The organism is Malikia granosa (assembly GCF_002980595.1).
Lineage (GTDB): Bacteria > Pseudomonadota > Gammaproteobacteria > Burkholderiales > Burkholderiaceae_C > Malikia > Malikia granosa.
The window spans coordinates 191,211-214,417 of record NZ_PVLQ01000027.1; the positions used below are offsets into that span (position 1 = coordinate 191,211).

Sequence of the window (23,207 nt, forward strand, 5' to 3'; positions counted from 1 at the left end):
GCCATGCAATCCCATTACAGTCCAGCCAACCTGCCGTCCCGTCTGGCCCAGGAGCGAGCCGAATATGCGGCTCAGATCCAGCGCCTGATGAGCTGCAGCGCGACCCATGCGCAGAAGATCTTCCAGAACCATGCCGAGCGCACGCTCGCGCTCTGGCGCTCCGGCCTGCAGAGCCAGCAGGGCCTGGTCCAGAGCCTGCAGGACGGCAATCTGGCCGTCGACAGCTCGCAATACCTGATCGATGCCGCCCAGCGTGGCACGCTGACCCTCGACGTGCTGCGCGAGCGCGCCAACAACGACAAGCTGCACGAGGCCGCCGGCACGCCGCCGGTGCTCGACTACGACTACGAGCTCGTGCTCGATGCGCGCCAGTTCACCCGCCCGGTCAACTACCAGCTGCTCAAGATCCTGCACCCCGAAGGCGGCGAGATCAGCGACTGGAAGCGTCCCTTCATGATCATCGACCCGCGCGCCGGCCACGGCGCCGGCATCGGCGGCTTCAAGCCCGACAGCCAGGTCGGCGTCGCGCTGCGCGGCGGCCATCCGGTCTATTTCGTCGTGTTCCGCCAGCATCCCGAGCCGGGCCAGACCCTGGCCGACGTGATGCGCGCCGAGGCCGAGTTCCTGCGCGAGATCTCGCGCCGCCACCCCGACGCGCCGAACCCGATCGTGGTCGGCAACTGCCAGGGCGGCTGGGCCACCCTGGTGCTGGCCGCGGCCAACCCCGACATCACCGGCCCGCTGGTCATCAACGGCTCGCCGGTCTCGACCTGGTCGGGCGAGGTCGGTGCCAACCCGATGCGCTACAACGGCGGCCTGCTGGGCGGCATCACCCCGGCCCTGCTGTCGATGGACCTGGCCAATGGCGAGTTCGACGGCGCCCACCTGGTCAGCAACTTCGAGCAGCTCAACCCGAGCCGCAACTACTTCGGCAAGTACTACGACCTCTACGCCGACGTCGACAACGGGCGCGAGCGCTTCCTCGAGTTCGAGCGCTGGTGGGGCGGCTTCCACTTCCTCAACGAATCCGAGATGCGCTGGATCGTCGAGCAGATCTTCATCGGCAACAAGCTCGCGCGCGGCGAGGCCGAGCTCGAGCCCGGTCGCCACCTCGACCTCAAGTTCATCCGCTCGCCGATCGTCGTCTTCGCCAGCAAGGGCGACAACATCACGCCGCCGCAGCAGGCGCTGAACTGGATCGTCGACACCTATGCCGACGAGAACGAGATCCGCATCCGCGGCCAGCGCATCGTCTACATGGTGCACGAGAAGGTCGGCCACCTCGGCATCTTCGTCTCGTCCTCGATCGCGCGCAAGGAGCACGCCGAGGTCACCTCCACGCTGCAGACCCTGGAGGCGCTCGCGCCCGGCCTGTACGAGATGAAGATCGACCACAGCGAAGGCGAGGGCGCCGACGAGCGCTTCGTCGTCAGCTTCCACGAGCGCAAGATGAGCGACATCCTCGAGGTGGTGCCCAACGACCGCGAGCTCGAGCGCGGCTTCGGCGCCGTCGCGCGCCTGTCGCGCCTGGGCGCCGACCTCTACGAGATGACGGCCAGGCCGCTGGTCCAGTCGCTGGTGACCGAACAATCGGCCGAGCTGCTGCGCGACCTCAATTCCTGCCGCGTCAGCCGCCGCATCTTCTCGGACGAGAATCCGGCCATGGCCACGGTCGGCGCGCTCGCCGGCCAGGTCCGCGAGCAGCGCCAGCCGGTCGACCCCGCCAATCCTTGGCTGATCTGGGAAAAGACCCTGGCCGACGGCATCTCGCAAGGCATGGACCTGTACCGCGACCTGCGCGACAGCGCCTACGAGATGAGCTTCCTGTCGATCTATGGCGCGCCCTGGATGAACTGGTTCGGCCAGTCGATGGCGCAGCAGCGCACGCGCAAGAAGCCCGAGGAACTGCGCTGGCTGCCGACGGTGCAGGCCACCCTGTCGGCGATCGACGAAGGTGGCTACGAAGCCGCCGTGATCCGCATGCTGGTGCTGCTGGCCGACAGCCGCGGCTCGGTGCGGCGCGACCGCCTCGAGCGCTCGGCCCAGGTGCTGACCAGCGAGCCGCCCTTTGCCCAGCTCAGCGCACATCGCCGCGCCGCGCTGATCCACGAGCAGTCCGTCATCGTCGAGTTCGAGCCCGAGCAGGCGCTGCGCAGCCTCGAGCGCCTGCTGCCCTTGCCCGAGCAGCGCCAGCAGGCGATGGAGACCGTGCGCTTCATCGTCGGCGACCGCAGCGACATGGAGCCCCATTCGCGCCACATGTTCGAGGCCATGGAGCAGCTGCTCGGCCAGGTCCAGCCCGTGATCGAGGCCGCACCGGCCGAGCTGGTCGCCGCCCCCGAGCTGGCCGAGCCAAGCGCCGCCGTCAGCCCCGAGCCGGCTGCCGAGTCGCCAGCCGCCAAGCCCGCACGCAAGACCGCGGTGCGCAACAAGCCGCAGGAGTGAGCATGAAGTCCAAGATTGTCACGCCTGAGCAGGCGATCGGCCTGATCCACGACGGCGACACCCTGGTCTGCTCGGGCTTCGGCGTCGTCGGCGTGCCCGACGAGCTGCTGCTGGCCTTGCAACAGCGCTTCGAGGCCAGCCAGTCGCCGCGCGACCTGACGCTGATCTTCGGCGGCGGCCCTGGCGACGGCAAGGAGCAGGGCATCAACCGCATCGCGCTCGATGGCCTGATCAAGCGCGCCATTGGCGGCCACTGGGGCCTGGTGCCCAAGCTCGGTGCGATGGCGGTGGAAAACCGCATCGAGGCCTGGAACCTGCCGCTGGGCGTGATCTCGCACCTGTACCGCGACATCGCCGCCGGCTTGCCCGGCAACCTGTCGCGCGTCGGCCTGGGCACCTTCGTCGACCCGCGCCTGCAAGGCGGCAAGGTCAATGCCCGCACCACCGAGGAGCTCGTCAGCGTGGTCGAGCTCGCTGGCCAGGAGCTGCTGTTCTACCGCGTGCCCAAGCCCCAGGTCGCCTTCATCCGGGCCTCTATTTCCGACCCGGACGGCAACCTGTCGATCGAGCGCGAGGCGCTGACCCAGGACACGCTGGCAATCGCGACGGCGGTCAAGAACGCCGGCGGCATCGTGATCGCCCAGGTCGAATACCTGTGCGAGCGCGCCAGCCTGCCGGCGCGCCAGGTCAAGGTGCCGGGCATCCTGGTCGACTGCGTGGTGCAGGCGCGTCCCGAGTACCACATGCAGACCTACGGCACGGCCTACCACCCGGCCCTGTCGGGCCAGATGCGGGTGCCGCTCGATGCGCTGCCGCCCATGCCCTTTAACGAGCGCAAGATCATCGCGCGCCGCGCCGCCTTCGAGCTGATGCCCAACGCGGTGGTCAACCTCGGCATCGGCATGCCCGAGGGCGTGGCCGACATCGCCAACGAGGAACGCCTGCTGTCCTACATGACGCTGACCGCCGAGCCCGGCGTGGTCGGCGGCGTGCCCGGCAGCGGCCTGAACTTCGGCAGCTCGACCAACGCGACCGCCCAGCTGGACATGAACCAGCAGTTCGACTTCTACGACGGCGGCGGCCTGGATCTGGCCGTGCTGGGACTGGCCGAGTGCGATGCGCGCGGCAACATCAACGTCAGCCGCTTCGGCCCCAAGCTGGCGGGCGCTGGCGGCTTCATCAACATCACGCAGAACAGCCGCACCGTGGTCTTCATCGGCACCTTCAGTGCCGGCGGCCTCAAGGTGGCGGTGCAGGAGGGCCAGCTGACCATCCTGCAGGAAGGCAAGCACCGCAAGTTCGTCGAGGCGATCGAGCAGGTCACCTTCAGCGGCGAATACGCGGCCCGCCTGGGCAAGCGGGTGCTCTACGTGACCGAGCGCTGCGTCTTCGCGCTCACGCCCGAGGGCCTGGAGCTGACCGAGATCGCGCCCGGCATCGACCTCGAGCGCGACATCCTGTCGCAGATGGCCTTCCGCCCGATCGTCAGGCAGCCCATCCTGATGGACGCGCGCATCTTCCGTCCCGAACCGATGGGCCTGAAGGACAGCCTGCTGGCGATCTCGCTGCTCGAGCGCATCAGCTGGCAGCCCGAGCGCAACCGCCTGTTCCTCAACTTCCAGGGCCTCAAGCTGGTCAGCCCGAAGGACGCGCAGGACGTGAAGGACGCGGTCGAGCGCCAGTGCCAGGCCATCGGCCACCGGGTCGACGTGGTCGTCAACTACGACGGCTTCGAGATCCTCGAGCCGGCCATGGACGCCTATGCCCAGGTCGTTGCCGATCTGGTCGAACGCTACTACGGCCAGGTCACGCGCTACACCACCAGCGCCTTCCTGCGCGACAAGCTCGGCAGCGCGATCCGCGAGCGCGGGCTGGCGCCGCATATCTACGAAACCCGGGCCGAGGCCGAGGCGGCGCTCTGAGGCCTCCTGTCATCTTTCAAGGAAACCGCATATGTTCAAGGACCCGAATTCGAACGATCCCCTGCCCAAGGTCTGGGATGAAAACAGCCGCATCGGCGACATGCTCAAGGGCAAGCGCGGCCTGGTGGTCGGCGTGGCCAATGGCGACAGCATCGCCTTCGGCTGCGCGGCCAAGCTGCGCGCCTTTGGCGCCGACATCGCGCTGACCTACCTCAACGACAAGGCCAAGACCTATGTCGAGCCGCTGGCCCGGCAGATCGACGCCGGCCTGCTGCTGCCGCTCGACGTGATGCAGCCGGGCCAGATGGAGGCGGTGTTCGACCGCATCCGCGAGGAATGGGGCAGCCTGGACTTCGTGATCCACTCGATCGCCTTCGCGCCGCGCGCCGACCTGCACGGCCGCATCACCGACTGCTCGCAGGCCGGCTTCCTGCAGGCGATGCAGGTCTCCTGCCACAGCTTCATCGAGATGGCGCACCACGCCGAGAAGCTGCTCAATCCGGGCGGCGCCTTGATCACGATGAGCTACCACGGCGCCGACAAGGTGGTCGATCACTACAACCTGATGGGCCCGGTCAAGGCCGCGCTCGAGTCCTCGGTGCGCTACCTGGCCAACGAGCTCGGCGAGCGCGACATCCGCGTCTTCGCGGTCTCGCCGGGTCCGCTGCGCACGCGCGCGGCTTCTGGCATCGACCATTTCGACGAGCTGATCGACAAGGCCGTGACCCGCTCGCCGGGCCGCCGTCTGGTCGACATCGCCGAGGTCGGCCGCGTGGTCGCCTTCCTGGTCAGCGGCGCGACCTCGGGCATGACCGGCGACGTGATCTACGTCGACGCCGGCCTGCACATCATGGCCTGATGCCAGGCTGGGGCTTGTTGTTGTTTGACAACACTCAGACCCTCTTGTCTCGGAACTGTCATCTGAATCTGGGGTAATTACTCTATCCGCTCAAGCAGTGGATCTGATAGTAGCGAGGGCTGCAACAGCAGCCCTCAGTCTTAATCAACAGGAAACCGTTCCATGAAAAAGAGTCTGATCGCCCTGGCCGTGCTGGCCGCTTCCGGTGCCGCCATGGCCCAATCCTCCGTCCAGCTGTACGGCATCGTCGATGCCTTCGTCGGCACCACCCAGGACACCATCAAGACCCCGGGCTCCAAGAGCCAGACCGTGGTCGAATCGGGTGGCCTGAAGTCCAGCCGCTGGGGCATGCGCGGTACCGAGGACCTCGGCGGCGGCCTGAAGGCTGGCTTCAAGCTCGAGCAGCGCTTCAAGACCGACACCGGTGCTCTGGACGGCGTGAACTTCAAGGGCGAGTCCAGCATCAACCTGTCGGGCAACTTCGGTACCGTGGCCCTGGGCCGCATGGGCACCCCGTACGACGACCTGCGTGGCAAGACCAACCCGATCGCTGACACCAACATCAGCCCGGTCGGCGACACCATCAAGAACGCCAAGGTCGACTACACCGACAAGACCGACAACACCGTCGCTTACGTCAGCCCGACCTTCAACGGCTTCAGCGGCGCTGTCGCTGTCTCGCTGGGCGAGAACAAGACCAACGTGGCTGACGCTACCAGCCACACCTCGCTGAAGCTGCAGTACGCCAACGGCCCGCTGCTGGTCGGCTACGGCTTCCAGAAGGAAGAGTCCCAGCTGACCGCCGGCACCCCGGCTGTCGCTACCGGCCAGACCGAAGACAAGACCTTCAACCTGCTGGCTGCTTCCTACGACTTCGGCGTCGCCAAGCTGGTCGGCGGCTACCAGTCGCTGGAAATCGAGTCCAAGGGCGTCAAGCAGGGCGACAGCGACAGCCTGTACTTCGGTGTCCAGGCTCCGGTGGCGTCCAACATCAACGTCTTCTTCGGCTACGCTGGCAGCAAGTACGATGCCGTCACCGGCACCGACTTCAAGACCACCGGCTACACCCTGGCCGCCAACTACGTGCTGAGCAAGCGTACCGACGCCTACGTCGGCTACAAGCACATCAAGAAGGAAAACGACAACACCGGTGCCGACCTGGGCAAGGTCAAGACCCTGGCCGTCGGCGTCCGTCACGCCTTCTGATCCTGATCGGGCAGCTTCTTCCTGCCCGGCTGGTGCAAGCAAAAGCGCTCTTCGGAGCGCTTTTTTTTCGTACTGTGTCCAGCAGCGGCGAACGACGGCGGCTGGCTGTGCTGACCTAGGGTTTTTCCGGGTTTACATGTTTCCTCGTGGCGGTATAAACGGTATATATCGTTGTAAATATTGGCAGGGAATCATGTTCAGCCCCCTCAACCGTTCGCCGCTGCTGCAGGCCCTGTCGCAGTGGTTTTCCAGCCTGCTCTGTCCCGAGGCGGCTACCGCGTCGCACGAGCTCGGTCATCATCACCTGGGAGCGGTGGCATCCTCCTATGTCGACTACGGTCGCTGGCCCGAGGCTGCGCGCCATCTGCACTGAGGCCTGGGCCGCTTACAGCCAGCCCTGGCCTGGCGGCGCGGCCATGAAAAAACCGGCCATGGGCCGGTTCGATCACTAGGGGGGGGCTCGGAGCGGGGTGCTTGCCACCCCCCCCATCTGCTCAGCCCAGGTCGGCCGAGAAGCGCCAGCCTGATTTCTGCCAGGCCGCCACTTCCTCCTCGACCAGCCAGGCCGACTGCGGGTAGCTGCGTGCCCAGCCCGTGCTGGCGGTCAGCTTGAACTGGCGCGTCTTGTAGCTCAGCTGCAGCGGTGCGATGTCGGGGTCCTGGCGCGCGTGGCACAGCAGCACCGCCAGCCGCAGGCACAGCAGCTGCTTGGCGAACAGCTCATCATCCAGATAGTCCTCGATCTTGCGCAGCTTGCCACGCTGGCCCAGCACCAGCTGGCTCATGCGGTGCAGCTCCTGCAGCGTGAAGCCGGGCGCATCGACATGGTCGAGGATGTAGGCGCCATGGCGGTGCATGTCGCTGTGCGAGATATGGGTGCCGATCTCGTGCAGTCGCGCCGCCCAGACCAGCTTCTGCGAATAGCGCTCGTTGTTCGGATCGGGCAGGGCGATCTGGGTGAACAGGTCGGTCGCTATCCGTCCGACCCGTGCCGCATGCAGCTGGTCGACGCCATAGCGCTCGCACAGCCAGTTCACGGTGCGCTCGCGCACATCGGTCGTGTCGTTCTCGCGGTCGATCAGGTCGTACAGCGCGCCCTGGCGCAGGGCGCCGTCGGCCTTGGTCAGGCTCTCGAGCTTGAACAGCTCGAAGATCGCGCGCAGCACGCCGATGCCGCCGCCGATGACGGGGCGCCGGTCGTCCTTCAGGCCCTCGAGCCGCAGGTGGTCGGGGTGGCCGGCGCGCAGCAGCTTGTCGGTCAGCCAGTCCAGGCCCTCGCGCGTGATCTGGCCGGATGGAAAGCCGTGCAGCGTGAGGATCTCGGCCACGGCGCCGACCGTGCCCGAGCTGCCGTAGGCGGTGTCCCAGCTGCCGACCGGATAGGCGTCGAGCGCCTCGTCGAGCACGGCCTTGGCCGCGATCTCCGAGGTCAGCAGCGACTGCTGGGTGATCTGGCCGCGCGGGAAATAGCGCGTCGACCAGGCCACGCTGCCGAGCCGGTAGGACTCCATCTTGCTCGCGCTGTAGCCCTGGCCCAGGATGACCTCGGTCGAGCGCCCGCCGATGTCGATCACCAGTCGCTTCTCGTCCGATTGCGGCAACAGGTGCGACACGCCCTGGTAGATCAGCCGGGCTTCCTCGTGGCCCGAGACCACCTCGATCGGAAAGCCCAGCACCTCCTGGGCGCGGCGCGTGAAGTCGTCGCGGTTCCTGGCCTCGCGCAGGGTCTGGGTCGCGACCGCGCGCACCTGGTGCTTCTGGAAGCCCTGCAGCCGCTCGGCAAACCGCGCCAGGCATTCCCAGCCGCGCTCCATCGCCACCAGGCTCAGGTTCTTGTTCTCGTCCAGGCCGCTGCCCTGACGCACCGTTTCCTTGAGGTATTCGACTCGTTCGATATGGCCCGAGTCGTAGCGGCCGATTTCTAGGCGAAAGCTGTTGGACCCGAGGTCCACCGCAGCCAGCAAGGTTCCGTTTTGCATGTCAAGTTGTCAAAATTCCACGGCAGCATAACACCTTGTATTTCCTGGGCGGAGCTCTTTTGCCGTCGGCACTGACAGACTGTTGCGGTCCCGCCGATTCAGGGATATTGTGAAATCAGTGTCATGAATGTGTCACACATCAGGCATAAAGTCAGCCTTACCGATCCCCACTCATCCGAAAGGACGTCGACCATGAAACGCCATTTCCTCAAGAGCATCGCTGCTGCTGCAGTCGCCATGACCGGCTTCGCGCTGCCGACTTTTGCCTCCGCTGCCGACATCACCGGCGCCGGTGCCACCTTCCCCTATCCGATGTATGCCAAGTGGGCCGAGGTCTACAAAAAGGAAACCGGTGTCGGCCTGAACTACCAGTCGATCGGTTCTTCCGGCGGCATCAAGCAGATCCGCGCCAAGACCGTGACCTTCGGCGCCACCGACGCCCCGCTCAAGGGTGAAGAGCTCGACAAGGACGGCATGGTCCAGTTCCCGGCCATCATCGGCGGCACCGTCCCCGTGATCAACCTCGAAGGCTTCAAGCCGGGCGAACTGCGCGTGACCGGCCCGGTGCTGGCCGACATGTTCATGGGCAAGATCACCAAGTGGAACGACGCCAAGCTGGCCGCCCTGAACCCGGGCAAGAACCTGCCTGACCAGTCCATCACCATCGTGCACCGCGCCGACGGTTCGGGCACCACCTTCAACTGGACCGACTACCTGAGCGCCGTCAGCAAGGAATGGGCCGACAAGGTGGGCAAGGGCGCTGCCGTCAAGTGGCCGGCCGACTCCTCCGTCGGTGGCAAGGGCAACGAAGGCGTCGCCGCCAACGTCAACCGCGTCAAGGGCGCACTGGGCTACGTCGAGTACGCCTACGTGAAGAAGAACAACATGAACTTCATGCAGCTGCAGAACAAGGATGGCAAGTACGTCAGCCCTGACGACAGCACCTTCGCCGCTGCAGCCGCTGGCGTGGACTGGTTCAGCGTGCCGGGCATGGGCGTGTCGATGGTCGATGCCAAGGGTGCCAACAGCTGGCCCGTCACCACCGCCTCCTTCATCCTGATGTACAAGAGCCCGGAAGACAAGGCCGCTTCGCAGGAAGCACAGAAGTTCTTCGCCTGGGCGTTCAAGAACGGCAAGAAGCTGGCCCTGGACCTCGACTACGTGCCGCTGCCTGACGCAGTGACCACGCAGATCCAGAGCAAGGTCTGGTCGCAGATCAAGTAAGGTCTCCAGACTCTCCCCAGACATTGCGCCTCGTGATCCGTCACGCTGGCGCAATGCTTGTTTCTTCAACACAACCGATCACACACCATGAGCGTGGGAGCCACCATGAGCCTACCCGAGGCAGCCGGCGGACGTGACGAGCAGCGCATGCTCTCGATCGTCAAGCGCCAGCAAATCCAGGATTTCTTCTTTCACAAGATCACGCTGACCTTCTCGCTGCTCGTGCTGGTGGCACTGCTGGGCATCATCGTCTCCTTGTTCATCAATGCCTGGCCGGCGTTCCAGAAGTTCGGCTTCGAGTTCATCTGGCGCGTCGAGTGGGACATCGTCAACGAGGAGTTCGGTGCCGCCATCGCCGTCGTCGGCACCCTGGTCAGCGCGGCCATCGCGCTGCTGATCGCCGTGCCGCTGTCGTTTGGCGTCGCGCTGTTCCTGACCGAGACCTGCCCGGTCTGGCTGCGTCGCCCGCTCGGCACCGCCGTCGAGCTGCTGGCCGCCGTGCCCTCCATCATCTACGGCATGTTCGGCCTCTTCATCTTCGCACCGCTGTTCGCCGAGTACGGCCAGCCCGCACTGCAATCCACCCTGGGCCAGATGCCGCTGATCGGTGGCTTCTTCGGCGGCGCGATGAACGGCATCGGCATCCTGGCCGCCGGCCTGGTGCTGGCCTTCATGGTGCTGCCCTTCGTCGCCGCGGTGATGCGCGACGTGTTCGAGATCGTGCCCCCGATCCTGCGCGAGTCGGCCTACGGCCTGGGTTGCACCACCTGGGAAGTGGTGCGCTATGTCGTGCTGCCCTACACGCAAAAGGGCGTGGTCGGTGGTGTCATGCTGGGCCTGGGCCGCGCCCTGGGCGAGACCATGGCCGTCACCTTCGTGATCGGCAACTCGAACAAGCTCAGCGCCTCGCTGTTCTCGCCCGGCACCTCGATCGCCTCGACCCTGGCCAACGAGTTCGGCGAAGCTGCCGACTTCCACATGTCGGCCCTGTTCGGCCTGGGCTTCCTGCTGTTCGTGATCACCTTCTTCGTGCTGGCCATCGCCAAGATCATGCTGATCCGCGCCGAAAAGGCCAAGGGCAACTGACCAGGAGCCGCTCATCCGCGAGACAAACATGGATATGCAAAACACTTCCCTCCTGTATCGCCGCCGCAAGACGGCCAACGCGATCGGCCTGACCCTGTCCATGCTTGCCATGGTGCTGGGCCTGATCGTGCTGCTCTGGATCCTCAGCGTGCTGTTCGCCAACGGCCTGTCCGCGCTGGACTGGAACATGTTCACCCAGTCGACCCCGGCACCCGGCACCGAAGGTGGCGGCCTGGCCAACGCCATCTACGGCAGCCTGCTGATCGTCGGCTTCACGATCCTGATCGCGACCCCGGTCGGCGTCTTCGCCGGCGTCTACCTGGCCGAGTACGGCGACCAGAGCAAGACCGCCGAGCTGACCCGCTTCGTGACCGACATCATGCTGTCGGCGCCCTCGATCGTGCTGGGCCTGTTCGTCTACGCGATCTTCGTGGCCCAGGTCGGCCATTTCTCGGGCTGGGCCGGCACCATCGCGCTGTCGCTGATCGCGATTCCGGTCATGGTCCGCACCACCGAGAACATGCTGCGCCTGGTGCCGCCGACGCTGCGCGAGGCCGCCTTCGGCCTGGGCGCACCGCGCTGGAAGGTCGCCACCTTCATCACCCTGCGCGCGGCCAAGAGCGGCGTCATCACCGGCCTGCTGCTGGCCATCGCCCGCATCAGCGGCGAGACCGCCCCGCTGCTGTTCACGGCGCTGAACAACCAGTTCTTCAGCTCGGACATGTCCAAGCCGATCGCCAACCTGCCGGTCGTGATCTACCAGTTCGCCATGAGCCCCTACGACAACTGGGTCCGCCTGGCCTGGGGCGGCGCGCTGCTGATCACCATGACGGTGCTGGTGCTCAACATCCTGGCCCGCGTCTTCTTCCGCGAAAAGGTGGCTGGCTGAGCTGTCTCGCCCGCCTGAAACCCATCCTCCACTGAACCCCTTCAGCGAGAACCCCTTCCCATGACCGCCACCACCACCGAGCTCAAGAACGCCATCGAGGTGCGCAACCTGAACTTCTACTACGGCAAGTTCCAGGGCCTCAAGAACATCAACCTCGACATCGCCGAGAACAAGGTCACCGCCTTCATCGGTCCGTCGGGCTGCGGCAAGTCCACCCTGCTGCGCACCCTCAACCGCATGTACAGCCTCTATCCGGGCCAGCGTGCCGAGGGCGAGATCAACTTCTACGGCAACAACATCCTCGATCCCAAGCAGGACCTGAACCTGCTGCGCGCGCGCATCGGCATGGTGTTCCAGAAGCCCACCCCGTTCCCGATGTCGATCTACGACAACATCGCCTTCGGCGTCAAGCTGTACGAGAGCCTGAGCAAGTCCGACATGGACGACCGCGTCGAATGGGCTTTATCCAAGTCCGCGCTCTGGAACGAGGTCAAGGACAAGCTCAACCAGAGCGGCCTGTCGCTCTCCGGCGGCCAGCAGCAACGCCTGTGCATCGCGCGCAGCGTCGCGGTCAAGCCCAAGGTCCTGCTGCTCGACGAGCCGACCTCGGCGCTCGACCCGATCTCGACCGGCAAGGTCGAGGAGCTGGTGCACGAGCTCAAGAACGACTACACGATCGCGATCGTGACCCACAACATGCAGCAGGCCGCCCGCTGCTCGGACTTCACCGCCTACATGTACCTGGGCAACCTGGTCGAGTACGGCACCACCGAGCAGATCTTCTTCAAGCCGCAACGCAGCGAAACCGAAGACTACATCACAGGAAGGTTTGGTTGATCACGATGGAAAAACATCTCTCCAGCCAGTTCGACGCCGAGCTCAACCGCATCTCGACCCAGGTGCTCGAGATGGGCGGCGTCGTCGAGTCCCAGCTGCAGCAGGTGCTCTACGCGCTGTCGCACCTGAGCGCCGAGACCTGCACCCAGGTGCTCGAGATCGAGGACAAGGTCAACCGCATGGAAGTGCAGATCGACCATGACGTGACCTCGACCATGAGCCGGCGCCAGCCGACCGCGCGCGACCTGCGCCTGCTGGTCGGCACCGCGCGCATCATCATCAATCTCGAGCGCGCCGGCGACGAGGTCTGCACCATCGCCAAGATGCTCAAGTCCACGCTGGACAACGGCATGCCGCGCGCGCTGCCGACCACCGAGCTGCGCGTGGCCGGCAGCCTGGCCTCCGACCTGCTGCATCGCTCGCTCGATGCCTTCGCGCGCATGGATGTCAAGGCCGCGCTGACCGTGATCAAGGGCGACGAGGCGATCGACGTCGAGCATGAAGGCCTGACGCGCAAGCTGCTGACCTACATGATGGAAGACCCGCGCACCATCAGCTCGGGGCTGAACCTGATGTTCCTGGCGCGTGCGATCGAGCGCATCGGCGACCATGCCGCCAACATCGCCGAGGCCGTGATCTACATCGCCAAGGGCGCCGACGTCCGTCACACCACGGAAGCGGAGCGGGAGGCGGCTATCAAATGAGGAAGATGCCGCGCGTGCTGGTGGTGGAGGACGAGCCGGCGATCGCTGAACTGATCGCCGTCAACCTGCGCCACAACGGCTTTGCCCCCACGGTCGTGTTCGATGGCGCCGCTGCCCAGCGCGAGATCGATGCCGTCCTGCCCGATGTCGTCCTGCTCGACTGGATGCTGCCGGGCGAGAGCGGTGTCGCGCTGGCCAAGCGCTGGCGTTCGCAGGAGCGCACCAAGCCGGTCCCCATCATCATGCTGACCGCCCGGACCGAGGAGTCGGACAAGGTGCAGGGACTCGATGCCGGGGCCGACGACTATGTCACCAAGCCGTTCTCGACCCATGAGCTGCTCGCGCGCATCCGCGCCGTCCTGCGCCGCCGCGCGCCCGAGATCGTCAACGATTCGGTCCAGGTCGGCGAGCTGCACCTCGATGCCGCGACCTACCGCGTCAGCCACCAGGGGCGCGAGCTCAAGGTCGGCCCGACCGAGTTCAAGCTGCTGCATTTCCTCATGAAGCATCCCGAGCGCGTGCACACGCGCGGCTCGCTGCTCGACCGGGTCTGGGGCGACCATGTCTTCATCGAGGAGCGCACCGTCGACGTCCATGTCAAGCGCCTGCGCGAGTCGCTCGGCGAGGCCGGCAAGATGATCGAGACCGTGCGCGGCGCCGGCTACCGCCTGAGCGCGCAGGCCGTGCTCAAGTCGCTGCGGCCCGGCATCGCCGCTTCGGCATGATCAGGCGCCTGATCGAGCTGTTGGCCCTGACGGCTGCCGGCGGCTCCGCGGCACTGGTCCTCGATGCCGAGCCGCTGCAGCTGATCGGCGGTGCCGGCACCGGCGCCATGCTCTGGCTGATGATAGACCAGCACCGGCTCGGGCGCTTTCGCGACTGGCTGCGCCAGGGCCACCCGTCGGCGGCGCCCGATCTGCCGGACGACTGGACCGAGCTGGTCGAGCGCAGCCAGAAGGGCTTCAAGCTGCTGCAGCGCGAGACACGCAAGGTCGAGGACCGGCTGCAGCAGCTGATCGCCGCCTTCGAGGCCTCGCCCAACGGTCTGCTGGTGCTCGACAGCGCCGAGCGCATCATCCTGTGCAACCAGGCCGTGGCCGACCATCTCGGCTTCGATGTCAAGCGCGACCTGGGCCAGCACCTGCTCAACCTGGTGCGCGATCCGGCCTTCGTCGCCTACCTCAAGGGCGGCGACTATTCCCAGCCGGTCGAGATCCAGGTGCGCGCCCTGGCCGGCGTGCAGCCGAGCCGGATCTCGCTCCAGCTCCATTCCTACGGCTTTGGCAACAAGCTGCTGCTGACGCGCGACATCACCAGCGTCGAGCTGGCCGACACCATGCGGCGCGATTTCGTCGCCAATGTCTCGCACGAGATCCGCACCCCGCTGACCGTGCTGAGCGGCTTCGTCGAGACCCTGCTGAGCTACGACCTGTCGGCCGAGGAGCGCGAGCGCTATCTGCTGCTGATGAACCAGCAGTCGCAGCGCATGATGACCCTGGTCAACGACTTGCTGCTGCTGTCACGCCTCGAAGGCACGCCGGCGCCCGGCACCGCCGAGTGGATGCCCGCCCATGAACTGCTCGACCATGTGGTCGAGGATGGTCGTTCCCTGTCCGACCTGATCGCCGAAGGCTCGCACGACATCTGCGCCGATGCCGGGGCCGACTTCGAGCTCGCCGGTTCGCGCACCGAACTGCTGAGCGCGATGTCCAACCTGCTCAGCAATGCCGTGCGCTACACGCCACCGGGTGGCGTCATTCGTGCCGGCTGGCGCCTGCTGCCGCAGGGCGGTGCCGAATACTGGGTCAGCGATACCGGCCCTGGCATCGAGGCCGAGCATGTCCCGCGCCTGACCGAGCGCTTCTACCGCGTCGACCGCAGCCGTTCGCGCGAGACCGGCGGCACCGGCCTGGGACTGGCCATCGTCAAGCATGTGGTGCAGCGCCACGGCGGCCAGCTGCGCATCGACAGCGTGGTCGGCCAGGGTTCGACCTTCCGCATCCAGCTGCCGGCCAGCCGGGTCCGCCCGCTCGACCTCCCGGCCAAGCCGGCAGACGCCATCAGCGCCTGAGATAGACCAGCAGGCCGTCGCGGTTCTCGCGCAGGCGCGGCACCTTGCGCAGCGCGCGCCACTGCGACAGGTCGACGGTCTGCGCCAGCCGGGCAGCGGCCTTGGGCTCGACCACCAGCAGCTGGCAGTCGCTGCGCCGGTCGCGCCTGGCACGCTCGAGCTTGAGGCCGCCATGGTATTGCAGACCTGCGATCTGCGAGCCATTGAGGCCGTGCACCAGCACGCAGCTGCCCGCAGGCGCCAGTGCCGCGATGCGCCGCGAGATCGGCTCCTGCCCCATGCCATAGTTCAAGGCCGGCAGCCAGAGCGTCATCAGCAGCAGCCAGCACAGCGTGCTGCCGCCGGCCGACAGCACCAGCCCCTTCCAGAGCGCAGGCCGGTAGCGCCCGAGCCGCCAGGCCAGCGCGATCAGCCAGGCCAGGCTGCCGAGCAGAGCCGGCAGCAGCAGCGTCCAGTCGAGTTCCGGCTTGAAGCCGGGCAGCAGGCGCAGCACATTGGCGGCGGGCTTGGCCGGCGCACCGGTCTGCAGCGCCAGCCAGTAGAACCAGATCAGCAGCGCGCAGCCGCTGAAGAACAGCAGCGCGAACCAGTCGATCAGCGCGGTCACGCTGCGCGACAGCGTCGGCAGCGCGAAGGCTGCCAGGCAGGCCAGTGCGGGCAGCGCCAGCAGCAGCGCGCGGTCGCTGGCATCGAGCAGCCAGCAAGAAGCCATGCCGACCACGGCGAACCAGATTGGCAGCAGCAGGTGGGTGTTGCCCAGGCGCCGGCGCCAGCGCCAGACCGTCAGCAGTGCGAGCAGGCCGGCTGGCCAGCTGAACCACAGCAGCAGCCGACCGAAGCGGCGCCAATGCGCCAGGTCGGTCCAGGCCGCCCAGTCGCTGAGCTGCTCGAAGCGGCTCGGCAGCTCGAGCCGCCAGGCCAGCAGCGCCGCCAGCAGGGTGCCGGAGGCGCAGAACGCCAGCAGCCATGGGTCTGCGGCACCGTTGCGGCCTGAGCGCTTGAGCCGCAGCGACCAGGCCAGCCAGCCGCCGCCCAGGGCCAGTCCGACCCAGGGCGCACCGCTGAGTGCCAGGCCGACGGCACCCAGCCACCAGGCGGCTGCGCTGACGCCGCGCCAGCGGCTGCCCGGACTCGACAGACGCGCGCAGGCAAACAGCAGCAGCGACGCAAAGGCCAGCTGGGCCGCATCCGGCGTGGTCTCGTGCGCCAGCTGGGCCAGACCCAGGCTGGCGACCAGCGCCAGCAGCGCCGCGTCGGCCAGCGCGCGCGCATAGTCCTGCGGCCGGGCTTCGCCGCCGAAGGCGAAGGCGACCGGCTGCGCATTGGGCAGGCTGGCGAGCTGGTAGGCCGCCATCCAGGTGCAGCTCAGCGCCAGCGCGAGCAGCAGCCCGTAGGGCAGGCGCGCGGCGAGCTCGGCCGGCAGGAAGGGCAGCAGCTTGATGCTGGCGGCTCCCAGCCAGTAGGGCAGCCAGGCCTGGACCGCGGCGGGTTCGCCCAGCAGTTGCGGATGCAGCCAGTCGCCCGCACCCTGAGCCAGCTCGAGCATGACGCCGAACGAGGCCAGGTCAGGGCCGCTCCAGGGCTGGCGGCCGAGCAGGCCGGGCAGCACATAGACCAGTCCGAGCAGCAGCAGGATCCAGCGTGGCAGCCTGCGCGCCGCCTGCTGGGAGACGATTGCCGGGGTAGGGGAATGCAGCTCAGGCACCATGGCTCCATGATAAAAAAAAGCAGCCCGGAGGCTGCTTTTTTCGGGGCTCGAAAGCGACCAAGAATTACTTGACGCTGCGGGCGAAGCGGTTGCGGAACTTCTCGACGCGGCCGCCCATGGTGTCGACCGACTTCTGGGTGCCGGTGTAGAACGGGTGCGATTCGCTCGAGGTATCCAGCTTGAACAGCGGCAGCTTGCGGCCGTCTTCCATCTCGATCATCTCCTTCGTGTTGGCGCAGGAGCGGGTCACGAACTTGAAGCCGTTGGACAGGTCCACGAAGCAGACTTCGCGGTAGTTGGGGTGAATGCCTTCTTTCATCGCATTTCCTAAGTATTGGGTCAGCGGCGGCAGCCGCATCCAGCCTATTCCGGATGAACTTTCCGCCAAAAGCCTTTGATTATAGCCTCAACCGCCGCGGCGCATGAGGTCGAAGAACTCGTGGTTGTTCTTGGTCTGCTTCATGCTCTTGAGCACCATCTCCATCGCCTCGATCTCGTCCATGTTGTACATGAACTGGCGCAGGATGCGGGTCTTCTGCAGGATCTCGGGCTGCAGCAGCAGTTCCTCGCGGCGCGTGCCGCTGCGGTTGAGCTGGATCGAGGGGAAGACGCGCTTCTCGTACAGGCGGCGGTCGAGGTGGATCTCGCAGTTGCCGGTGCCCTTGAATTCCTCGAAGATCACCTCGTCCATGCGGCTGCCGGTATCGACCAGCGCGGTCGCGATGATGGTCAGCGAGCCGCCTTCCTCGACATTGCGCGCGGCGCCGAAGAAGCGCTTGGGGCGCTGCAGCGCATTGGCGTCGACGCCGCCGGTCAGCACCTTGCCCGAGCTCGGCAGCACGTTGTTGTAGGCGCGCGCCAGTCGCGTGATCGAGTCGAGCAGGATCACCACGTCCTTTTTCAGTTCGACCAGGCGCTTGGCGCGCTCGATCACCATCTCGGCCACATGCACATGGCGCGCGGCCGGCTCGTCGAAGGTGGAAGCGATCACGTCGCCGCGCACGGTGCGCTGCATCTCGGTGACTTCTTCCGGGCGCTCGTCGACCAGCAGCACCATCAGCTCGACTTCCGGGTGGTTGGTCGTGATGGCGTGGCAGATATGCTGCATCATCACCGTCTTGCCGCTCTTCGGGGGTGCCACGATCAGCGCGCGCTGGCCCTTGCCGATCGGCGCGATGATGTCGATCACGCGGCCGGTCACGTTCTCCTCGCCCTTCATCTCGCGCTCGAGCTTCATCTGCTCCTTCGGGAACAGCGGCGTGAGGTTCTCGAACATGATCTTGTGCTTGTTCTGCTCGGGCGGCAGGCCGTTGATCTTGTCGAGCTTGTTGAGCGCGAAGTAGCGCTCGCCGTCCTTCGGAATCCGGACCTCGCCCTCGATCATGTCGCCGGTGTGCAGGTTGAAGCGGCGGATCTGGCTCGGCGAGATGTAGATGTCGTCGGTGGACGCCGTGAAGCTGGTGTCCATCGCGCGCAGGAAGCCGAAGCCATCGGGCAGGACTTCGAGCACGCCGTCGGCGAACACCAGCTCGCCGGTCTTGGCGCGCTTCTTGATGATCGCGAACATCAGCTCCTGCTTGCGCATGCGGCCGGTGTTCTCGATTTCCAGGGCTTCGGCTTGCTTGAGCACTTCAGACACGTGCAGTGCCTTGAGTTCGTTCAGATGCATGGACGTTACTCCGCAGCGGGAGTGGTGTAAGTGATGGGGGGTGGATGTCGACGCGGCTGAGCTGGCGCGTGGCATCGAAAGGGGAAAGGCCTGTCTGGGGCGCTGTGTCAGGCCATTATGACAGGAAACCGCCCCGGCCTTGCACCGGAGCGGCTGGGACTTGCCTCAGGCCAGTTGCTGGTCGATGAAGGCGGTCAACTGGGCCTTGCTCAGCGCGCCGACCTTGGTCGCGGCGAGCTGGCCGTCCTTGAACACCATCAGCGTCGGGATGCCGCGGATGCCGAACTTGGCCGGGACTTCGCGGTTGTCGTCGACGTTCATCTTCGCGACCTGCAGCTTGCCCTGGTAGCTGGTGGCGACTTCGTCAAGGATAGGAGCAATCATCTTGCAGGGACCGCACCACTCGGCCCAGAAGTCGACCAACACCGGCGAGCCGGCATTGATGACTTCGGTTTCGAAGGTTGCGTCGGTAACTTGTTTGATCAGCTCGTTGGCCATGGCTAGTCTGGATCGGTTCGCGGTTGCTGGTGGTGAGCACCTGTGGATCAGGCGCCAGAATCAAAACATTATAGACCCCGGTACCGGGCCGCGAGCGCCGCCGGCCTTGGCGGCGCAGGAGCGGCCGATCTGGCGTTTCCTGGTCGTTGCCGGCGTGCCGCATGGCGGCTCCGGCAGGCATTTCCGCTCCGGCCGGCAACACTTTGCCAAGTCATTGATTTTTCACGAATTTCGGCAGTTGCCCAGAATTTCTGTGGATAACATTGTGGGAAAGTCGTGGAACGCTGGGCCTGCCCCTCGAGAAAAAGGCGCCGGAAGTGGTTTGCCCATAAAATAGGCATCAATAAAAAATAAATAAAATCAATTACTTGCAAGGAGTGTATGAAATTGTGACGGAGCCGTGTCGTCGGGGGCTGCAATGCTGTTTTTGCTTCGGGGCATGTGCATAAGATGCCCCCTTTCATCTGATCAAAATGATCGACTTGCCTGCCGCATCGCCCTTGACGCCAGCCAGCGCTTGTCCGACCATCGACAGCACAACGCGAGGCAAATCCAGAGGAGGGCCGGATGGACGATATCGTGATTACCAGGGGCGGGGTCAACTTCACGCTGCAGCACCAGGGCTATGCCGGTGACGAGAGCGTGGTCGGCGAGCTCTACAAGCTCGTGGCCGAATACGACGGTCCGCCCGAGGACCTCGACTGGCCGGACGACGACGAGGTCTCGGCCGCCGCCGGCCTGACCCTGACCACGCTCGAGCCCGCCAGCGGCGACAGGCTCGAGACCACGCTGGTGGTCGAGGGCTGAGCCTGCCGCGCCGCGCAGGCGGCCCGGCCCGCTGGCGCCATGGTCCAGGCCGCTATTCCAGCGGCGGTTCCTGCATCGTGATGACGCCGAACGGACAACGAATCGCGCAGTAGGCGCAGCCGGTGCAGAGATGGGCATCGTGCAGGCTGGAATGCTTCTTCCAGCCGCTGCGCTCGAGCGAGAGCAGGTCGAGCGGGCAGGCCGCCACGCACCAGCCGCAGCCGGTGCAGCGCTTGAGGTCGATCGCTGGCAGCCGCTGGCCGCGCTGGCTGGGGGTGTCGCCGGGCATGGGGCGTCCTGCTGCTTCAGCTCGCGCCGAGGTTGCGCAGCAGCACGTACAGGCCGGTGCCGGCCAGGATGCTCAGCAGCGGGTTGCGGCTGCGCCATTGCAGCCCTGCCGCCAGGCCGGCGCTAAGCAGCTCGGGCCAGGGGCCGGATGCATGTTCGCGCGCCGATCCCACCAGCGTGTGCAGCAGCAGCAGGGTCATGATGGCCAGCGGCAGGAAGCGGCCGAGCCGGCGCACGATGGCGTGGCTTTGCAGCCAGCGCGAGGCGACGAAGGGCAGGGCGCGCAGCGCGAAGGTGATCAGCGCCATCACGGCGATGGCGCCCAGGGCGTAGGTGGGTTCAATCATCGGCATCGGATTTGTCTGCCAGCCAGAAGCCGGCGCCCAGGCTCAGGGCGATGGCCAGCACCAGCGCATGCTGGGGCGCGACCGGATAGGCCAGCCCATAGGCCGCCAGCGCGACCCAGACCGGCGTCGCCTGGCGCCGGCTGCGCCACTGCTCGACCGTCAGCACGGCGAACAGCGCGGCGAGCACGAAGTCCAGCCCGGCCAGCGTCAGGCGGGCCTGGCTGCCGATCAGCGCGCCGAGCGCCGTGCCGAGCAGCCACCAGCCATGGTTGAGCAGGGCCAGCAGCGCCATCTGGCGCGGCGGGGTGCTCGCGGGCAGGGTGGTCAGGATCGAGTAGGTCTCGTCGGTCAGCGCGAAGGCCATGTAGCCGCGCAGCAGGCGCCCGCGCGGCAGCCGCTCGAGCAGCGACAGGCCATAGAAGATGTGGCGCAGGTTGACCACCAGCGTGGCCAGCGCGATCGCGGCCAGCGGCATGCCGGCGGCCAGCATCGGGACCATCATGTACTGCGCGGCGCCGGCATAGATCAGCAGGCTCGAGAGCCAGGCCAGCGACCAGTGAGCGCCGGCCTGCACGAACAGGAAGCCGAACACGGTCCCGAGCGGGATGTAGCCCATCGCGACCGGAGTGGTCAGCGCGAGCAGTGAGCTCGGCGGGGCCGGGTGTGAGGGATTGTTGGCACTGTGGCTGGAACGGTCTGGCATGCGCAAGGGGGCTGGTTGGGCCCCGCTATTGTCAACGATGGCGCCGATCGGCAAGTCCGGCTCAGCCTGGCGGGCCTGGACTGGCCTTGCCCCGTTCAGCTCGTGCGCCGATCCGGCAGCACCGCAGTCGCCTTGACTTCGAGGAAGTAGCCCGGCTGGCCGCAGAGCTGGGCTGCGCCGATCGCGGTCCAGGCCGGAAAGTTGCGCGTGAAGTAGCGGTCGCGCACCTTCATGTAGAGCGGCAGGTCGCGCATGTCGGTGTGAAAGCTCGTGACATCGACCACGTCGTCGAAGCTCGCGCCGGCCGCTGCCAGCACCTTGCCGAGGTTCTCGAAGGTCTGCACGAACTGTGCCTCCTTGTCCTCGACCAGCTGCATCTGCTCGTCGCGGCCGATCTGGCCCGAGATGTAGAGCGTGTTGCCGGCGCGCACCGCCGGCGCGTAGCGGATGTCCTGGTAGACGGCTTCCATGCCGGGCGGAATGATGGCTTCGCGATCGCTCACGGGGTCTCCTGTCACAGTCTGGTTATGCAAGGCTGTCACTCTAGCGCATCCGTGCGATGGCGACGGGGGCTGATAATCGGAGCATGGGCCCGGCCGGGTCTTTCGTCACCTTGCGCCGCCTGATCCATGCGGCTCCTTACGCGCCACGAGCCATGTCGATAGAAAAATTCAAGGAAATGCTGGACAGGCAAAAACTGGTCGATCAGGTCGTCCGAAGCCAGAAGATGTCGCGTCACGAGGTCGCCGAGGTGCTGGTGCACAAGCAGCACGAGGCCGAGCTGGCCAACGCGATCAAGCGCCAGACGGCGGCCGAGCTCGGCGAGACGCTCGACGGGCTGTCGCTCGAGCAGGCGCGCGAGCTCTGGCAGCGCATTCCCGAGGCGCGCATCAACGACATCCTGTGGGAGATGTCGGACGAGCGCCGGCTCGAGCTCGCCGGCGGACGCGAGCCCGACATCGAGGGCAGCAAGATCAGCATCTTCGAGCTGGTCGACGGCAAGCTGCGCCAGATGCCCTACACCGGCAAGCGCGACCTCGAGGGCGTGCGCCCGGTCTGGGTCGACCTGATCCATGCCAGCAAGGCGCAGCGCGCCTACATCGGCGCGCATTTCGGCGTCGAGCTGCCCGATCCGCTCGACGTGACCGACCTCGAGGTCAGCGCGCGCTTCCACATCGAGGACAACGACGCGATCCACCTGCACTCGAACTTCCTGCTCGACCGCGCGGGCGACTCGCGCAGCGTGCCGGTGGCCTTCGTGCTGTACCGCGGCATCTTGTTCTCGTTGCGCGAGGAGGACCTGCCGGTGTTCCGGCTGCAGCGCCGGCTCGCGCGCACCCAGCCGGGCTATGTGACCGATGCCATCGACGTGCTGCTCGACCTCTATGGCGCCGACGTCGAATGCTCGTCCGATTCGCTCGAGAACAGCTACGCCATCCTGGCCAAGGTCGGCAAGCTGGTGCTCAACGAGTCGGTCAGCGACGAGCAGGCGGCCTCCATCCTGTCCGACATCGCCGAGGAGGAGGACCAGAACGGCCGCATCCGCTCCAACATCCTCGACACCCAGCGCGCGCTCAACTTCCTGATGCGCGGCCGGCTGCTGACCGTGCCGCAGATGGAGGATGCCAAGCAGATCCTGCGCAACATCGACTCGCTCAACAGCCACACCGCCTTCCTGTTCGACAAGATCAACTTCCTGATGGACGCCACCATCGGCTTCATCAACATCAACCAGAACAAGCGAGTCAACCAGCTGACCATCTTCAGCGTGGTCTTCATGCCGATCAACGTGCTCGCCGGCATGGGCGGCATGTCGGAGTTCTCGATGATGACGGCGGGCGTACCCTGGCCGCTGGCCTACGGCCTGTTCGCGCTCGGTTCGGCGCTGATCGGGCTGGCGACCTATGTCGGGCTCAAGCATTTCGAGCGCCGGCGGCTGCGCAGTCCGCGCTGATCCCGCGGCCG

At 66.2% G+C, this 23,207-nt stretch carries 23 protein-coding genes; 14 read left to right on the forward strand and 9 right to left on the reverse strand.

Annotation, left to right across the window (positions count from 1 at the left end; genetic code table 11):
• The first annotated feature begins 3 nt into the window (after nt 1–3).
• The 5 genes from C6P64_RS08635 to C6P64_RS08655 all read left to right on the forward strand — a co-directional run bounded on the left by C6P64_RS08635 (nt 4) and on the right by C6P64_RS08655 (nt 6,805).
• Nucleotides 4–2,445: a DUF3141 domain-containing protein gene (locus C6P64_RS08635; RefSeq protein WP_105748150.1), complete on the forward strand. Its 2,442-nt coding sequence runs from the start codon at nt 4–6 to the stop codon at nt 2,443–2,445.
• A 2-nt stretch (nt 2,446–2,447) separates the two neighbouring features.
• Complete coding sequence (locus tag C6P64_RS08640) at nt 2,448–4,367, forward strand: acyl CoA:acetate/3-ketoacid CoA transferase (RefSeq protein ID WP_105748151.1); 1,920 nt, start codon at nt 2,448–2,450, stop codon at nt 4,365–4,367.
• A gap of 100 nt (nt 4,368–4,467) precedes the next feature.
• Complete coding sequence (fabI, locus tag C6P64_RS08645) at nt 4,468–5,226, forward strand: enoyl-ACP reductase FabI (protein WP_105748252.1); 759 nt, start codon at nt 4,468–4,470, stop codon at nt 5,224–5,226.
• 162 nt (nt 5,227–5,388) lie between these two features.
• Nucleotides 5,389–6,432 carry a porin gene (locus C6P64_RS08650; RefSeq protein ID WP_105748152.1) on the forward strand — a complete coding sequence of 348 codons (1,044 nt, stop codon included), beginning with the start codon at nt 5,389–5,391 and terminating at the stop codon, nt 6,430–6,432.
• 193 nt (nt 6,433–6,625) lie between these two features.
• Entirely contained in the window at nt 6,626–6,805 is a 180-nt protein-coding gene (locus tag C6P64_RS08655; RefSeq protein WP_105748153.1) for a hypothetical protein, read from the forward strand.
• A 121-nt stretch (nt 6,806–6,926) separates the two neighbouring features.
• Here C6P64_RS08655 and C6P64_RS08660 read toward each other — a convergent pair whose 3' ends face one another.
• Entirely contained in the window at nt 6,927–8,411 is a 1,485-nt protein-coding gene (locus tag C6P64_RS08660; protein WP_105748154.1) for a Ppx/GppA phosphatase family protein, read from the reverse strand.
• A 192-nt stretch (nt 8,412–8,603) separates the two neighbouring features.
• Here C6P64_RS08660 and pstS point away from each other — a divergent pair, with 192 nt between their 5' ends.
• From pstS to phoR, 7 genes are all read left to right on the forward strand, one after another.
• Nucleotides 8,604–9,635 carry a phosphate ABC transporter substrate-binding protein PstS gene (gene pstS / locus C6P64_RS08665; protein ID WP_105748155.1) on the forward strand — a complete coding sequence of 344 codons (1,032 nt, stop codon included), beginning with the start codon at nt 8,604–8,606 and terminating at the stop codon, nt 9,633–9,635.
• A gap of 87 nt (nt 9,636–9,722) precedes the next feature.
• The gene (pstC, locus tag C6P64_RS08670; protein ID WP_105748156.1) at nt 9,723–10,721 is read left to right on the forward strand and encodes a phosphate ABC transporter permease subunit PstC; all 999 of its coding nucleotides are present in this window, start codon (nt 9,723–9,725) and stop codon (nt 10,719–10,721) included.
• A gap of 34 nt (nt 10,722–10,755) precedes the next feature.
• The gene (gene pstA / locus C6P64_RS08675) at nt 10,756–11,610 is read left to right on the forward strand and encodes a phosphate ABC transporter permease PstA (protein ID WP_105748157.1); all 855 of its coding nucleotides are present in this window, start codon (nt 10,756–10,758) and stop codon (nt 11,608–11,610) included.
• Between the two features lie 60 nt (nt 11,611–11,670).
• A complete protein-coding gene (gene pstB, locus C6P64_RS08680; protein WP_105748158.1) occupies nt 11,671–12,447 on the forward strand; it encodes a phosphate ABC transporter ATP-binding protein PstB in 777 nt (258 codons plus the stop codon).
• A gap of 5 nt (nt 12,448–12,452) precedes the next feature.
• Complete coding sequence (gene phoU, locus C6P64_RS08685) at nt 12,453–13,151, forward strand: phosphate signaling complex protein PhoU (protein ID WP_105748159.1); 699 nt, start codon at nt 12,453–12,455, stop codon at nt 13,149–13,151.
• Nucleotides 13,148–13,876 (forward strand): phosphate regulon transcriptional regulator PhoB, encoded by a 729-nt coding sequence (phoB, locus tag C6P64_RS08690; protein ID WP_105748160.1) that lies wholly within the window; start codon nt 13,148–13,150, stop codon nt 13,874–13,876. Before phoU ends, phoB begins: the two co-directional genes overlap by 4 nt.
• Nucleotides 13,873–15,222: a phosphate regulon sensor histidine kinase PhoR gene (gene phoR / locus C6P64_RS08695; protein ID WP_105748161.1), complete on the forward strand. Its 1,350-nt coding sequence runs from the start codon at nt 13,873–13,875 to the stop codon at nt 15,220–15,222. The genes phoB and phoR overlap by 4 nt, the downstream gene beginning before the upstream one ends.
• Here the strand turns inward: phoR and C6P64_RS08700 are convergent.
• The 4 genes from C6P64_RS08700 to trxA form a co-directional block, all read right to left on the reverse strand.
• Entirely contained in the window at nt 15,212–16,930 is a 1,719-nt protein-coding gene (locus C6P64_RS08700; RefSeq protein WP_245911679.1) for a hypothetical protein, read from the reverse strand. The genes phoR and C6P64_RS08700 overlap by 11 nt on opposite strands.
• Nucleotides 16,931–16,994: 64 nt before the next feature.
• Nucleotides 16,995–17,249, reverse strand: a complete 255-nt coding sequence (locus C6P64_RS08705; RefSeq protein ID WP_105748162.1) for a type B 50S ribosomal protein L31 — start codon at nt 17,247–17,249, stop codon at nt 16,995–16,997.
• An 87-nt stretch (nt 17,250–17,336) separates the two neighbouring features.
• Nucleotides 17,337–18,599, reverse strand: a complete 1,263-nt coding sequence (rho, locus tag C6P64_RS08710) for a transcription termination factor Rho (protein ID WP_105748163.1) — start codon at nt 18,597–18,599, stop codon at nt 17,337–17,339.
• A gap of 165 nt (nt 18,600–18,764) precedes the next feature.
• Entirely contained in the window at nt 18,765–19,097 is a 333-nt protein-coding gene (trxA, locus tag C6P64_RS08715) for a thioredoxin TrxA (RefSeq protein WP_105748164.1), read from the reverse strand.
• Nucleotides 19,098–19,664: 567 nt separating this feature from the next.
• Between trxA and C6P64_RS08720 the strand changes: the two genes are divergently transcribed.
• Entirely contained in the window at nt 19,665–19,904 is a 240-nt protein-coding gene (locus C6P64_RS08720; protein ID WP_105748165.1) for a hypothetical protein, read from the forward strand.
• Between the two features lie 52 nt (nt 19,905–19,956).
• On the opposite strand, the gene C6P64_RS08725 is transcribed toward C6P64_RS08720, so the two are convergent.
• From C6P64_RS08725 to C6P64_RS08740, 4 genes are all read right to left on the reverse strand, one after another.
• Nucleotides 19,957–20,193, reverse strand: coding sequence for an ATP-binding protein (locus C6P64_RS08725; protein ID WP_105748166.1), 237 nt, complete (start codon nt 20,191–20,193; stop codon nt 19,957–19,959).
• Between the two features lie 16 nt (nt 20,194–20,209).
• Nucleotides 20,210–20,539: a branched-chain amino acid transporter permease gene (locus C6P64_RS08730; RefSeq protein ID WP_105748254.1), complete on the reverse strand. Its 330-nt coding sequence runs from the start codon at nt 20,537–20,539 to the stop codon at nt 20,210–20,212.
• Nucleotides 20,532–21,242 (reverse strand): AzlC family ABC transporter permease, encoded by a 711-nt coding sequence (locus C6P64_RS08735; RefSeq protein ID WP_105748167.1) that lies wholly within the window; start codon nt 21,240–21,242, stop codon nt 20,532–20,534. The genes C6P64_RS08730 and C6P64_RS08735 overlap by 8 nt, the downstream gene beginning before the upstream one ends.
• A 95-nt stretch (nt 21,243–21,337) precedes the next feature.
• On the reverse strand, nt 21,338–21,745 hold the full coding sequence (locus tag C6P64_RS08740; RefSeq protein WP_105748168.1) for a RidA family protein: 408 nt from the start codon (nt 21,743–21,745) through the stop codon (nt 21,338–21,340).
• 152 nt (nt 21,746–21,897) lie between these two features.
• On the opposite strand from C6P64_RS08740, the gene C6P64_RS08745 reads away from it, so the two are divergent.
• A complete protein-coding gene (locus C6P64_RS08745) occupies nt 21,898–23,196 on the forward strand; it encodes a CorA family divalent cation transporter (RefSeq protein ID WP_105748169.1) in 1,299 nt (432 codons plus the stop codon).
• Nucleotides 23,197–23,207: the final 11 nt, after the last annotated feature.

Coding starts and splice junctions, on each gene's coding strand:
- trxA (WP_105748164.1), bottom strand. CDS start 19,097: ATGGCCAACGAGCTGATCAAACAAGTTACCGACGCAACCTTCGAAACC.
- pstC (WP_105748156.1), top strand. CDS start 9,723: ATGAGCGTGGGAGCCACCATGAGCCTACCCGAGGCAGCCGGCGGACGT.
- pstS (WP_105748155.1), top strand. CDS start 8,604: ATGAAACGCCATTTCCTCAAGAGCATCGCTGCTGCTGCAGTCGCCATG.
- C6P64_RS08705 (WP_105748162.1), bottom strand. CDS start 17,249: ATGAAAGAAGGCATTCACCCCAACTACCGCGAAGTCTGCTTCGTGGAC.
- phoU (WP_105748159.1), top strand. CDS start 12,453: ATGGAAAAACATCTCTCCAGCCAGTTCGACGCCGAGCTCAACCGCATC.
- pstB (WP_105748158.1), top strand. CDS start 11,671: ATGACCGCCACCACCACCGAGCTCAAGAACGCCATCGAGGTGCGCAAC.
- C6P64_RS08640 (WP_105748151.1), top strand. CDS start 2,448: ATGAAGTCCAAGATTGTCACGCCTGAGCAGGCGATCGGCCTGATCCAC.
- C6P64_RS08660 (WP_105748154.1), bottom strand. CDS start 8,411: ATGCAAAACGGAACCTTGCTGGCTGCGGTGGACCTCGGGTCCAACAGC.
- C6P64_RS08650 (WP_105748152.1), top strand. CDS start 5,389: ATGAAAAAGAGTCTGATCGCCCTGGCCGTGCTGGCCGCTTCCGGTGCC.
- C6P64_RS08745 (WP_105748169.1), top strand. CDS start 21,898: ATGTCGATAGAAAAATTCAAGGAAATGCTGGACAGGCAAAAACTGGTC.
- rho (WP_105748163.1), bottom strand. CDS start 18,599: ATGCATCTGAACGAACTCAAGGCACTGCACGTGTCTGAAGTGCTCAAG.
- phoB (WP_105748160.1), top strand. CDS start 13,148: ATGAGGAAGATGCCGCGCGTGCTGGTGGTGGAGGACGAGCCGGCGATC.
- phoR (WP_105748161.1), top strand. CDS start 13,873: ATGATCAGGCGCCTGATCGAGCTGTTGGCCCTGACGGCTGCCGGCGGC.
- C6P64_RS08635 (WP_105748150.1), top strand. CDS start 4: ATGCAATCCCATTACAGTCCAGCCAACCTGCCGTCCCGTCTGGCCCAG.
- C6P64_RS08730 (WP_105748254.1), bottom strand. CDS start 20,539: ATGATTGAACCCACCTACGCCCTGGGCGCCATCGCCGTGATGGCGCTG.
- C6P64_RS08735 (WP_105748167.1), bottom strand. CDS start 21,242: ATGCCAGACCGTTCCAGCCACAGTGCCAACAATCCCTCACACCCGGCC.
- C6P64_RS08725 (WP_105748166.1), bottom strand. CDS start 20,193: ATGCCCGGCGACACCCCCAGCCAGCGCGGCCAGCGGCTGCCAGCGATC.
- C6P64_RS08720 (WP_105748165.1), top strand. CDS start 19,665: ATGGACGATATCGTGATTACCAGGGGCGGGGTCAACTTCACGCTGCAG.
- pstA (WP_105748157.1), top strand. CDS start 10,756: ATGCAAAACACTTCCCTCCTGTATCGCCGCCGCAAGACGGCCAACGCG.
- fabI (WP_105748252.1), top strand. CDS start 4,468: ATGCTCAAGGGCAAGCGCGGCCTGGTGGTCGGCGTGGCCAATGGCGAC.
- C6P64_RS08655 (WP_105748153.1), top strand. CDS start 6,626: ATGTTCAGCCCCCTCAACCGTTCGCCGCTGCTGCAGGCCCTGTCGCAG.
- C6P64_RS08700 (WP_245911679.1), bottom strand. CDS start 16,930: ATGGTGCCTGAGCTGCATTCCCCTACCCCGGCAATCGTCTCCCAGCAG.